The organism is Streptosporangium nanhuense (assembly GCF_059358815.1).
Genome location: NZ_JCADBG010000008.1, coordinates 59,613 through 72,060 on the forward strand (window position 1 = coordinate 59,613; position 12,448 = coordinate 72,060).

Here is a 12,448-nt window from a genome sequence, read left to right on the forward strand (position 1 = left end):
CGAGAGCTCGAAGTCGCACACGTCCTCCGGGGGGATCAAACGGGCGTTTCGGAGTCTAAGCAGCCGTATGCGTCGCGTGAATACTTTGCCCCAGATTTGGAGGATCTTCGGAGAAAAGCTCGACCCCCCGCGGCGTAGCGCACACGGAGGGTCGAGTGGTCGAAATATTACTTGAGGCCGTTGGAGATGGCGGTGATCAGCTCACCGTTGGTGGTGTCGCCGCTGGTCTCCCAGAAGAACGCCCCGCCCAGACCCTGGTTCTTGGCGTAGGTCATCTTCCCGGCGATGGTGGAGGGGGTGTCGTAGCTCCACCAGTTGCCGTTGCAGAAGGCGTAGGCGGTGCCGCCGACGGTCCCGGTGGGCGGGCACTTGGTCTTGAGGACCTTGTAGTCCTCGATGCCGGCCTCGTAGGTGCCCTGGGCCGCGCCGGTGGCGGAGCCGCCCGGAGCCGCCTGGGTCACGCCGGTCCAGCCGCGGCCGTAGAAGCCGATGCCCAGCAGCAGCTTGCTGGCCGGGATGCCCTTGGCCTTGAACTTCTGGATCGCCGCGTCGGAGTTGAACCCGGCCTGCGGGATGCCGGTGTAGGAGGTCAGCGGCGAGTGCGGAGCCGTCGGGCCCTGAGCGTTGAAGGCGCCGAAGTAGTCGTACGTCATCGGCATGAGCCAGTTCAGGTTGTTGATGGCGCCCGCGTAGTCGGCGGCGTCGATCTTGCCGCCGTTGGAGCCGTCGGCCGTGGTCGCCGCGGTGACGAGGGCGTTGGCGCCGAACTTGGTGCGCAGCGCGGAGATGATGTTCTTGAAGGCGTTCGGGCCGCTGCTGTCACAGGTCAGGCCACAGGCGTTGGGGTACTCCCAGTCGATGTCGATGCCGTCGAACACGTCGGCCCAGCGCGGGTCCTCGACCAGGTTGTAGCAGGAGTCGGCGAACGCGGCCGGGTTCTGCGCGGCCTGGGTGAAGCCGCCGGACCAGGTCCAGCCGCCGAAGGACCAGATGACCTTGATGTTCGGGTAGGCCCTCTTCAGCTCGCGGAGCTGGTTGAAGTTGCCGCGCAGCGGCTGGTCCCAGGTGTCGGCCACGCCGTCGACGCTCTGGTCGGCGGTGTAGGCCTTCTCGTAGTCGGCGTAGGAGTCGCCGATGGTGCACCGGCCGCCGGTGGTGTTGCCGAAGGCGTACAGGATGTGCGTCAGCTTCGAGGCGGAGCCGTTCGTGACCAGGTTCTTCACGTGGAAGTTGCGGGCGTAGACGCCCCACTGGGTGAAGTAACCGACGATCTTCTTACCGCCGGGGGGCTGGACGGTGGGGGTGACCGTCGGGGTGGGGGTCGGGGTCGGCGTGGGGGTGACCGTGGGCGTCGGGGTGGGGGTCGGGTCCGGGGTGGTGCCGCCGGTGCAGGCCGCGCCGTTGAGCTTGCAGTTCAGTACGCCGGTGATGCCGCCGGGCGCGCCGTTGAAACCGAAGCTCGTCGAGGCGCCCGCCGCGAGCGCGCCGTTCCACGACTTGTTGACGAAGGTGTAGTGGTTGCCGCTCTTCGTCAGGTCGGCGTCCCAGGACGAGCTGATCGAGGTGCCGGAGGGCAGGTCGAACTCGACCTTCCAGCTGGTCAGCGCGCTCGTCCCGGCTTTCACGACGACCTTGCCCTCGAAACCGGAGCCCCAGTTCGAGGTGGTCGAGTAGGTCGCGGTGGCGGGTGTGGCGGCCGTCGCCGTACCGATCCCCAGGGGGACCAGCAGCGCTGCCGCCGCGATGAAGGAGCCGATGGTAATTCGTCGCAAGGGTCGCTCCAGGTCAGAGAGTGCCAAGTCCCCGTATTCATAGGAAAGTTTCCTATTAATTTCCTGAGCGTAGGTTCTCGTTCGCTGACGGTCAATGCCTTGTTGGGGGATATAAGGCCGATTTAAGGTTTTCGGTCTGCCGGGCGGTGGCGTGGGTGCCGGAAGCATAGGGCGCGAAACGGGCCGGTCGCGTGACAACGCGACCGGCCCGTTCCGAACTGGCTTGTCAGGAGATATCCGGTTCGCCCGGAGGGCCGTCCCTCACACGCCCACACGTATCGACGGCCCGATGGGCCGGATGCCGGGGCGGCTTGACGTCTTCGCGTCCGCGGCCTCCCCGCCCGCCGTCTCCGTTCCCGCTGCCCGCGGGTCCGGCGTGGGCGTGTCAGGCCGGTTCGGCCTCCCTGCGCTCCTCCGGGCCGTCGGCCTCGGGCTCGGTCGTCTCCCGTACGACCTCCAGCCGCTCCCGCGCGATCTCCTTCTCCTCGGCCTCGATGATCTTCACCGCGAGCTCGTCCACGGCGGGTTCGAGCTCGCCCGGGTGGCGCAGCCAGAGGGCGCCCAGGGGCGGGACGCGCAGGGTGGCGGAGTACGGGAGACCGTGGCGCGGCTCCCCGGTGGCCTCGACGGCGCCCAGGTTGCCCACGCCGCTGCCCGCGTAGTCGTAGGCGTCGGTGTTGAGCACCTCCTCCCACGCGCCGGGGAAGGGCAGCCCGAGACGGTAGTCGTCGTGCGGCGCGCCGGAGAAGTTGGCCACGCACGCCACCACCGAGCCATCCTCGGCGTAGCGCAGGAAGGAGAACACGTTGCCCAGCGCGTCGTCGGCGTCGATCCAGCGGAAGCCGTCGGGAGAGGCGTCCACGCTCCACAGCGCGGGAGACTCCTTGTAGACGCGGTTGAGGTCGCGGACCAGCCGCTGCACCCCCCGGTGCCCGTCGAAGTCGAGCACCCACCAGTCGAGCCCGCGCTCCTCCGACCACTCCGAGCCCTGGCCGAACTCGCCGCCCATGAACAGCAGCTGCTTGCCGGGATGGGCCCACATGAAGGCGAACAGCGCCCGCAGGTTCGCGAACCGCTGCCACTCGTCGCCGGGCATCTTGCCGAGCAGCGACCCCTTGCCGTGCACCACCTCGTCGTGCGAGAGCGGCAGCGTGAAGTTCTCCGAGTACGCGTACATCAGCGAGAACGTCATCTGGTGGTGGTGGTACTGGCGGAAGACCGGCTCGTGCTTGAGGTACGCGAGCGTGTCGTGCATCCAGCCCATGTTCCACTTGAACCCGAAGCCGAGCCCGCCCAGGTGCACCGGCCGCGAGACGCCCGGCCACGCGGTCGACTCCTCGGCGACGGTGATGATGCCCGGCGCCTCCCGGTAGGCGACCGCGTTCATCTCCTTGAGGAACGCGACCGCGTCGAGGTTCTCCCTGCCGCCGTACTCGTTGGGCGTCCACTCGCCCTCGCGCCGCGAGTAGTCGAGGTAGAGCATCGAGGCGACCGCGTCGACGCGCAGCCCGTCGATGTGGAACTCGCGCAGCCAGTACACCGCGTTGGCGACCAGGAAGTTGCGCACCTCCCTGCGGCCGAAGTCGAAGATGTAGGTGCCCCACTCGGGGTGCTCGCCACGCGCGGGGTCGGCGTGCTCGTACAGCGGGGTGCCGTCGAACCTGGCCAGCGCCCAGTCGTCCATCGGGAAGTGCGCGGGCACCCAGTCGACCAGCACCCCGATGCCCGCCTCGTGCAGGGCGTCGACCAGGTGGCGGAAGTCGTCGGGGGAGCCGAAGCGGGACGTCGGCGCGTAGTAGGACGTCACCTGGTAGCCCCAGGAGCCGCCGAACGGGTGCTCGGCCACCGGCATCAGCTCCACGTGCGTGAACCCCATGTCCACCACGTAGTCGACCAGCTCGACGGCGAGCTCCCGGTACGACAGGCCGGGCCGCCACGAGCCGAGGTGCACCTCGTAGACGCTCATCGCCTCCCGCAGGGCGTCGCTCCCCGCGCGGCGGCGCATCCACTCGTCGTCGCGCCAGGCGTACTCCGACTTCTCGATCACCGACGCGGTCGCGGGCGGCACCTCGGTGCGCCGGGCCATCGGGTCGGCCTTGGCCCGCCAGACCCCGTCGGCGCCGAGGATGCTGAACTTGTAGCGGTCACCGGGGCCGAGACCGGGGATGAAGAGCTCCCACACGCCCGACCTGCCGAGCGAGCGCATGGGGTACGCGCCGCCCTCCCAGTGGTTGAAGTCGCCGATCACCCGGACGCCGCGCGCGTTGGGCGCCCACACGGCGAAGGCCGTGCCGTCCACGTCCTCGTGCCGCATGACCCGCGCGCCGAGGGTCTCCCAGAGCCGCTCGTGGCGCCCCTCGCCGATGAGGTGCAGGTCCACCTCGCCCAGCGTGGGCCAGTGCCGGTAGGGGTCGGTGGTCTCGTACGGCTCGGCGCCGGCGTAGGTGATCCGGAGCCGGTAGTCGGGGATCTTGTCGAACCCGGGCAGGGTCACCGCGAACACGCCGTGGGCCACGTGCTTCATGTCGTGGGTCTCGCCGTCCACGAGCGCCTGGACCTTCTGGGCCAGGGGGCGCAGCGTCCGGATCGTCACGCCCTCGGGACCCAGGTGCGACCCGAGGATCGAGTGCGGATCGTGGTGCGCTCCGCCCGCGAGCCGGTCCAGGTCCAAGTGCGCGTTCATGGCTTACTCCCGTAGATCGATAGCCCCTACCTTGCCCTACTCGGGTGACCGAACCCATGCCCCTGTCCGCTATCACCATGCGTGTTGGGAAAACGTGCGGATCCAAGCGAGAGAAAAGTCACGATTGTCGGTTATGTGGGGCCCATCACAACGCCGTGCGCCGACCGTATCCGATCATCGGCGACGTCGCGTACGGGTTCGCGCCGCCGCCGGTGATCGGTTCCGCCCGGCACGGTCTCAGTACGGGTTCTTGGCCGTGACGTCGCGCGGGGTGATGCGGAACCCCTGCCAGTGGCTCGGCATGGGGTCGGCGTCCTCGTCGCGGGGGACGTGGTGGAAACCGACGTTGACCCACAGGACCGGGTCGGCGAGCCGCTCCCCGTTGGTGTAGCGGTCGACGGACCGGGCGCACCGGGGGGAGGGGTTGACCGTCGCCAGGCGCTCGCAGGAGCGGTAGTCGGTGACGTAGAGGTCGGCCCGGGTGAAGGCCTCGTCGGCGGGGCCGCGGTACTGGGCGGTGTCGGAGTTGTTGATCTCCCAGGAGACGCGGTGCCCGTCGGCGTTGCGCACCTTCCCGTCGACCACCCGCCACCAGCGCATCGGCCTGCTGACGGATTTCGCCTCCGCCGCGAACGCCGTCCGCACGATCTTCCGGGTCGCGGTGCCGGAGCCGCTGAAGTCGTACTGCTCCACGACGTCGTCCGCGCGGCCCGCCACGTCGAAGTCCAGGCGCCAGAAGATGTTGTGGGTGTGGCTCGCCTCGAATCCGGTGGCGCCCACCCCGATGGGCCAGCCGTGCTCGGGGGTGGTGGTGAACCCGGCCAGCGACCCCGTCGCCCCCACCCGAGGGGTGATCGAGCCGTCGTCGGAGAAGGCCCATTCGGCCAGGTAGGTGTACCAGCCGACCTGGAAGGCGGCGAACACCACCAGGTCACGCCCCTGGGCCGTCACGTTCAGCTCCTCGGGGACGGCCTTCAGGTGCGCGTGGCCGCGAGCCCTGGTCGTCACGCAGACGAACTGCTCGCGACGCTCGCCGAGCGGGCAGTCGGCGGCCCGCAGCGGGATGGCGGTGTAGCCCAGCGACCCGATGTCGTGGTAGCGGGGCCGGCCCCTGTCGTACGGCACGTGGATCTGGGCGAGCGAGGTGCTGCGCAGCACGGTGATCGGCCGCTGGCCCCTCGGCGTGTAGACGATCCTGGTCAGGGTGAGCCCCTCGACGTTGCGCATCTCCCAGCACAGCTGCCAGCGCGCCCCGTTGGGGAGGGTCTTGTCGACGCGGTACGGCGCGTTGCAGGGGGCCGCCGGGGGCCGCGCGCCGGTCCCCGCCGTCGCCCGCGGTTCGGCCGTCGCCCGCGGTTCCGCCGGGCGGCTGGGCGACGTGAGCGACGGCAGCGGGGGGATCGGCGCACCGGCCGCGGAAGGCGGCGCGGCGAGCCATCCGGCGAGCAGGGCGCAGGAGAGGGTGAGGCGGAGGAACACGGGCTACCACTCCAGGGTGTGGATCTTCTTGGCGGACAGGTCGACGACCATCCGGCTGGTGTCCAGCCAGGTGCCGTCGGGCAGCCGGACGAACAGCCGCAGGCACCGGTGGACCTCGCACTCCCCGGCGGGCCCGCTCTCGCCGGACGGGACGAAGATCAGCCCGCGCAGCCCCAGGTCCGCCGCCGACCTCAGCGGCCCGCCCCCGGCCTTGGCGTACGCGTCGCGCGCCACCTTGCCGTACCCCGGGTGGGAGAGCAGGAGACCGGCGGCCGTCGTCTCCTCCTCCTTCGACGGCGGCGGCTGCACCCCTCGCTCCACGGTCTCCCGCACGATCTCGCCCCTGCCGAGGTCGACGGTCCGCACGATGAGCCTGTCGCCGCCGTAGTCGTAGAGGTAGGCGTCGGCGCGGCGGCCGGGGGAGTCCTTGTCGTCGTCGCGCTCCACGTAGAGCAGCTTGATCCGCCCGGCGGCCATGTGCGACCTGGACCCCGCCGACGCGATCGTGGTGACCTGGGCGACCTCCTGGCCGGTCAGCGGGTCCTCTCGCGCGGGCACCCGCTGGGTGGACCTCGCGGCCTGCGACCCCTGCTCGCCGGGGAGGAACAGCACCGCCCCGGCGACGACGGCCGCCCCCGCCCCCGCGACCGCCATCACCATAAGTCCTCGCCCCATGAGCACCCTCTTTACGCAACGTTGACTTTTCATTGCGAAGAGTAGCGATCGGTGAGTGTCCCGGCGGGTCCAAAGGCGTATTGCACTTTTGGTTTATATTGTTGGTGTTTGTGGGCGTTCATCCGCATTTCGGGCCGAGGATTGAAGTCGGTCCGGCACCTTCCCGTGCCGGATCCGCGTCGTGATGCGACCGCTTCTCCCCGGCCTCAGGTAGCTAATTCGGGTGACTTGCGCCGATATTTTGCTTCTTGACGGATATTGGACCCCTAGCGAAGATCTTGCAGACAGCGCACTTATTTCCAGGTGACCAGCGACCTGAGACGTGCGCCAACTGAAGGAATCTTCATGTCGAGCTCACCGGCCGGATCACCGCCCTCGCCGCGGAGTTCCCGAAGATCAGCCAGATCGTCGACCTGCCCCACAGGACGAACGGCTACCGCAGGGCGGCGCAGGCCCAGTTCGGCACGGTCGCGGCGAGCACGTTCTACGTGAGCTCGAAGGCGTACGGGCACGAGGGCGGCAACGACATCAGCCTCGCCCTGGTGAGGCCCGACGCGGCCTCCAGCCCGTTGAGCGTCTCCGTGAACGGCAAGGACGTCGTGGTCAGCCTCGGCACGGACGCGTCCTCCGCGATCGGCAGCACCGCGATCCAGGTGGTCGAGGCGCTCAACGCCGACAGCGCGGCGTCGGCGCTGCTGACCGCCGCCACCTACCGGGGCAACGCCGGCGGCGGCCTCGTCGACGCGGCGGCGGCGACGAGGCTGACCGACAACCTGAAGGCGCCGGCGACCGTCTCGCGCGAGCCGTTCCAGACGAAGGCGCTGCGCATCGGCAAGAAGCGCGACGGGTCGAGGACCGGCGTGTTCCTCTACTGCCAGGAGCACGCCCGCGAGTGGGTGACCCCGCTGGTCTGCCTGGAGACCGCCGAGCGGCTCCTGCGCAACTACGCCCGCGACAACCGGACCAGGAAGCTCGTCGACGACCTCGACATCTTCGTCCTGCCCACGTCCAACCCCGACGGCGGGCACTACAGCATGTACGACTACAACATGCAGCGCCGCAACCTGACCAACCACTGCCCGGCGAACGCGGCCGACCCGGCGCGGCGCAACTCCTGGGGCGTGGACCTGAACCGCAACTTCTCCGTCGGTTCCATCCACGACGGCTAAAGCGGCGTCTCGACCACCTGCACCAGTGACACCTTCGCGGGCCCGGCCGAGCTGTCGGAGCCGGAGGCGCGCAACGAGGTCTGGCTCACCACCCGGTACCCGAACATCAAGTTCGCGATGAACACGCACTCCTACGGCGGCTACTTCATGTGGCCCCCGGGCGCGTACAAGGCCGCCGGGCGCGAGCTGCTGCCGCGGGTCGACTACGGCACGGAGAACTTCTTCCGGGAGGCCTCCGACCACATCCTCTCCGCGGTCCAGTCGTGGCGCGGTACGGGGATCTGGCCGGGTCGCACCGGCCCGGTGCCGGACGTGCTGTACTCCGCGGCCGGCAACAGCGCCGACGAGCACTGGTACAACCGGGGCATCATCGGCCGGGACTTCGAGGTCGGCGCGGACGTCTACGACCCGGCGACCAAGCAGTTCCGGGCGGTCGGCTTCCAGCCGGACTTCGCCGAGGGGCACGAGGAGGCGATGGAGTTCGCCGGCGGCCAGATCGGCATCCTGGAGATCGCCAGGTCCTTCGCCGACGACGACGACCGTCCCAGGTCGGAGCTGAGGAGGACCGGCTGGACCCCCACCTCGTCCACGTTCACCTTCGCGACCGACGAGCCCGCCAACGTCTACTACACGCTGGACGGCAGCCGCCCGACGCTGAGCTCCACCAAGCTCGCCGCCGCGGGGATGCGCGAGGGCGCGCAGCAGATCACGGTCACCGGGAACACCGAGGTGCGCTGGTTCGCCGTCGACATCGCCGGGAACGTCGAGAACGGCTACCGGCCGGACGGTCACGGCGACAACTACCGCAGGGAGAAGGTGAGGATCACCAGGACTCCCTGACCCTCTCCCGCGAGCCCGCGCGTCACCCGTGAGCCCGCGCGTTGTCCAGGAGCCCCCGAGCCCGTGAGCTCGCGCGTCACCCGCGAGCCTGTACGTCCGCGCGGCCGCCGGTCCGTCGATCGGCGGCCGCCGCTCGTGTCGCGGGCGCCTCACCCACCCGCCGGAGGCACGTCCGGCAGGAGGTTCCACTCCTCCCAGGAGACGTCCCTGCCCGGCCAGCGCACCGAGGCGTACGGCCACGCCTCGTCCAGCCAGGCGCGGACCACCGGCTCCAGCTCCTCCTCCAGGCCCGTGCCCTCCTCGTCGGCCCGCACCCAGAACGAGACGTCGGCGTCGGCCCCCCGCTTCTCCGGAGGGTCGACGTAGACGCACCCGAGCAGGCGGGACCCGTCGGGGCTCATGACCGCGTAGTTGAACGACCTGCGCAGCAGGGCCTCCTTCTGGTGCCAGGCCAGGTCGATCAGGTTCTCCTCCAGCGTCATGTCGCCGGGCGGCCAGCCCCACAGCGGGAAGCGCTCCCGCAACCGGGCCGCGCTGCTCATCACGGCGTCGAAGTCGCGCACCGCGTCATGGATCGTGATGGGCCGGATGTGGAACCTCTCGTGCTTCACACCGGCGGGAATCTCGTGGGTCCTCGGCAGGAACGGCATGCGGACCATGCTGGCGCGCCCGTCTTGGCGCCCGCTGAACCCCCGCTTGCTCGAACGCGGTCACGGGGCGAAGATGACGTCGATCGTCATCTCCTCGTCGCCAGGGGTGCCGGAGATCTCGATGGTCACCCCCGTCCATTCGCCGCCGGGCAGGTTCAGCGCCGGTGAGGTGTCCCTGCCGATGCGCGTGTTGCCCTGCGAGGGGTAGAGGTCGTCGGCGTCGCCCCTGTTGCCCAGGCTGCCGGGCCTGGAGAGCTGGCGCCGGCCGTCGGCCTGCATCAGCTCGATCGCGAGGCGTCCCTCGTCGTCCACGTTCGGAACGGCCTCGTCCACGACGTAGACCGCGACCCCCTGGTCGGGCAGGAACGCGTCCTGGCCCCGCCGGCGGCGGTACTCGACCACGACGTACTGCGTGTCCTTCATCGTCCGGGCGTTGTGGACGACGACGAAGTCACCGCCCTCGGCCGCCGGCCGGAGCGTGACGCCGCGGGTGGTCTCGGTGACCATACGCGGGGTGACCCAGTCGTGGAACATGCGCAGCATGCTGGTCGGGAAGACGGGCGTGACGCCGTTGTCGCCCCACGATCCCGCCGCCATCAGGCAGAAGTTGCCCAGCCCGTGGGACTTGGCGCCGGTCTGCGCCCGGTCGGTGTCGTAGTAGTCGGCCCACCGCGCCGCCAGGTGCCCCCACTCGTGGGCGCAGACGCCGACGTTGCAGTCCTCGGGTACGGTGAGGAAGGTGCTCACCTGCAGGCCGGGCCCGACATCGATCGGCCGGTCGCCGACGGTCCACTTCAGGCTCCAGATGAACCGCAGCCCGGCGGCGTCGGAGAAGGTCTCGGCGCCCGGACCGGCGTGCACGACGAACAGCGCGGTGACCCGGTTCTCGTCGAGCACGTCGTAGGAGGGGTCGAAGTCGACGCCCGCCTCCAGGGCGGCCAGCACGGCGTCGCGCGCCATGCCCTGGGCGTTGCGCGGGAAGTTCACCTCGTCCATCCCCGACTTGTCGTTGGCGTAGAAGGCCAGCGTCCGCGGCAGCCGGAACCAGCCGAACACCTCGCCCTGCACGTCGATGCCCCGCGTGTCGGGATCGGGGCCGAAGCCGCTGACCTTCCGGTAGAAGTCGCGCATGCTGCCCGCCTGGGTGCCGAACAGCAGCCGCTCGAAGTGCTCCACGTCGTGAGCGGGGTCGTGCGGCCGGTCGTCGAAGTCGACCAGCAGCACCAGGGTCCTGATGACGCCCCTGAGCTTCTTGGGCGGCCGGTTGATCAGGCTCACGTCGGCGGCGTGCGGGACGACGGTGCCGTCGTCCAGGCCCGCCGCTCGCGGCCCGCGCCGCTCGGAGCGCCACACCGCGTAGTAGTCCTCGAACGTCAGGTGCCCGGGAAGGATCCCGGCGCCCATCAGTTCGTGGAAGCGAGCCTCCAGCGTTTCCAGCGCGTCTGGCGCCAGCGGAACGAAGTGCATGGTGTCCCCCCATCGTCCGTCCTTTCCGTGAAGGTAGGACAGATGGGGTTTCGTGTCGTGAGTATGCCTACTCAGCCGGTCACCGGCGGCCGGGGCCGCCCGCCCCGGTCACCCCGCGCCGCCGAGTCCGTCCAGGAGGCCGGCCAGCTCGCCGGCGCTCGCCCGGGTGAGGGCGTCGCCCATGCCGACGGCGACCGCGCCCGCGCGGATCCACTCCGGCGCGTCCCGTACGGTCACCCCGCCCGTCGGCATGAAGGGCACCTGGTCCAGGGCGCGGGACAGGTCGCCGAAGGCGGCCAGGCCCATCCCGGACGCGGGGTAGAGCTTGACGACGTCGGCGCCGAAGCTCATCGCGGCCAGCGCCTCGGTGGGCGTGAAGGCCCCGGGCACGGCGGCGGCCCCGCCGCGGTGCGCGGCCTCGATGACGGAGCGGTCGACGTTGGGCGCGACGACGAAGCGGGCACCCGCCTCGATCGCCTCCTCCGCCGCCCGCGCCGTGAGCACCGTACCGGCGCCCACCACGGCGTCCGGCCACGCGCCGGCCAGCTCGCGGACGAGCCGCAGCGCCCCGGGGGTGTTCATGGTGATCTCGATGAGCCTCACACCCGCGGCCAGCACCTCGGTCGCGGCGGCGCGCGCCTCGTCCTCGCTCCGCTTGCGGATGATCGCCACCAGCCGATGGGACCTGACCAGGTCGATCATCGATCGAATCCTTCCTGTCCTGAAACGAACGCCTCGTACTCGCGCAGGCGCGGGAACCCCTCGTAGTCACCCCGGTGGGCCACCACCTGGGCCGCGGTCCACGCCCCGGTCCGCAGGGCGTCGGCGAAGGACCGGTCCCGGAGCAGCTCGAACAGGTAGCCCGCGGTGAACGCGTCCCCCGCCCCGACGGTGTCGACGACGGCCGGGGCCGGGTGGGCGGGCAGGTCGACCGGCTCGCCGCCCCGCTCGACGGCGACGCATCCGCGCTCGCCGCGACGGATCACGACCCGGGGGACGCCGAGATCGGCCAGGGCGCTCAGCGCGTCCGCGCAGGTGGTGGTCTCGCTGATGGCGAGCGCCTCGTCCTCGCCGAGGAGCAGGTCGTCGACGTCCGGCAGCAGCGTGCGGCAGGCCGCCGCGGCCTCCTCCAGGGTCCACAGCTTGCGGCGGATGTTCGGGTCGAAGCTCACCGGCACCCCGTGGTCGCGGGCCAGGCCGACGAGGGCGCGTACGGCCTCGGCGGGGCCCTCGCCGAGGGCGAGCGTGACGCCCGTGACGTGGACGCGGCGGGCTCCCGCGACGAGCTCGACGGGCACGTCGGCGCCGGTCAGCTCGGTCGCGGCGGATCCGGCGCGGTAGTAGTACACGTTCGTGAGGTGCGGGCCGAGCACCTCCTTGACCATCATCCCCGTCGGGGAGGCGCCCGTCCGCACGTGGCCGACGTCCACGCCCTCGCCGCGCAGGGTGCGGTGGACCTCCACGCCGAAGGGGTCGGGGCCGACCCGCGAGATCATCGCGGGCCGCATGCCGAGCCTGGCCAGGCCGATGGCGACGTTCGCCTCCGCCCCGGCCATCGACTTGGACAGGCAGGACGCGCTGTCGAGGCGCTGCCCCTGCACGTACAGGCTGACGAGGGTCTCTCCGAGGGTGAGGATGTCGGATACCTGAACATCAGGCATTCGCATGGCATTCGTCCTTGTGGTGCTCGTGGTCGGTGTTCCGGAGGCGGGT

Annotated in this window: 9 protein-coding genes and 1 pseudogene; 2 read left to right on the forward strand and 8 right to left on the reverse strand. The window is 70.5% G+C overall.

From position 1 onward, the window contains the following. Positions 1–167: 167 nt before the first annotated feature. From AC5L38_RS17215 to AC5L38_RS17230, 4 genes are all read right to left on the reverse strand, one after another. The gene (locus AC5L38_RS17215) at positions 168–1,772 is read right to left on the reverse strand and encodes a glycosyl hydrolase family 18 protein (RefSeq protein WP_495243809.1); all 1,605 of its coding nucleotides are present in this window, start codon (positions 1,770–1,772) and stop codon (positions 168–170) included. A 385-nt stretch (positions 1,773–2,157) separates the two neighbouring features. Then, the gene (gene glgB, locus AC5L38_RS17220; RefSeq protein WP_495243810.1) at positions 2,158–4,455 is read right to left on the reverse strand and encodes a 1,4-alpha-glucan branching protein GlgB; all 2,298 of its coding nucleotides are present in this window, start codon (positions 4,453–4,455) and stop codon (positions 2,158–2,160) included. 237 nt (positions 4,456–4,692) lie between these two features. After that, a complete protein-coding gene (locus tag AC5L38_RS17225; RefSeq protein ID WP_495243811.1) occupies positions 4,693–5,934 on the reverse strand; it encodes a copper amine oxidase in 1,242 nt (413 codons plus the stop codon). A gap of 3 nt (positions 5,935–5,937) precedes the next feature. Then, positions 5,938–6,609 carry a hypothetical protein gene (locus tag AC5L38_RS17230; RefSeq protein ID WP_495243812.1) on the reverse strand — a complete coding sequence of 224 codons (672 nt, stop codon included), beginning with the start codon at positions 6,607–6,609 and terminating at the stop codon, positions 5,938–5,940. Between the two features lie 653 nt (positions 6,610–7,262). Here AC5L38_RS17230 and AC5L38_RS17235 point away from each other — a divergent pair. Together AC5L38_RS17235 and AC5L38_RS17240 are read left to right on the forward strand one after the other, a co-directional pair. Further along, positions 7,263–8,111 (forward strand): annotated as a pseudogene (locus AC5L38_RS17235) (M14 family metallopeptidase); the annotation flags it as partial. A 141-nt stretch (positions 8,112–8,252) separates the two neighbouring features. After that, positions 8,253–8,618, forward strand: a complete 366-nt coding sequence (locus AC5L38_RS17240; RefSeq protein WP_495244032.1) for a chitobiase/beta-hexosaminidase C-terminal domain-containing protein — start codon at positions 8,253–8,255, stop codon at positions 8,616–8,618. Between the two features lie 149 nt (positions 8,619–8,767). On the opposite strand, the gene AC5L38_RS17245 is transcribed toward AC5L38_RS17240, so the two are convergent. From AC5L38_RS17245 to AC5L38_RS17260, 4 genes are all read right to left on the reverse strand, one after another. Beyond that, positions 8,768–9,268, reverse strand: coding sequence for a GNAT family N-acetyltransferase (locus AC5L38_RS17245; protein WP_495243813.1), 501 nt, complete (start codon positions 9,266–9,268; stop codon positions 8,768–8,770). Positions 9,269–9,328: 60 nt separating this feature from the next. Beyond that, positions 9,329–10,735 (reverse strand): M6 family metalloprotease domain-containing protein, encoded by a 1,407-nt coding sequence (locus AC5L38_RS17250; protein ID WP_495243814.1) that lies wholly within the window; start codon positions 10,733–10,735, stop codon positions 9,329–9,331. A 108-nt stretch (positions 10,736–10,843) separates the two neighbouring features. Beyond that, positions 10,844–11,437: a bifunctional 4-hydroxy-2-oxoglutarate aldolase/2-dehydro-3-deoxy-phosphogluconate aldolase gene (locus tag AC5L38_RS17255; protein ID WP_495243815.1), complete on the reverse strand. Its 594-nt coding sequence runs from the start codon at positions 11,435–11,437 to the stop codon at positions 10,844–10,846. Further along, entirely contained in the window at positions 11,434–12,396 is a 963-nt protein-coding gene (locus AC5L38_RS17260) for a sugar kinase (RefSeq protein WP_495243816.1), read from the reverse strand. The genes AC5L38_RS17255 and AC5L38_RS17260 overlap by 4 nt, the downstream gene beginning before the upstream one ends. Between the last annotated feature and the right edge of the window lie 52 nt (positions 12,397–12,448).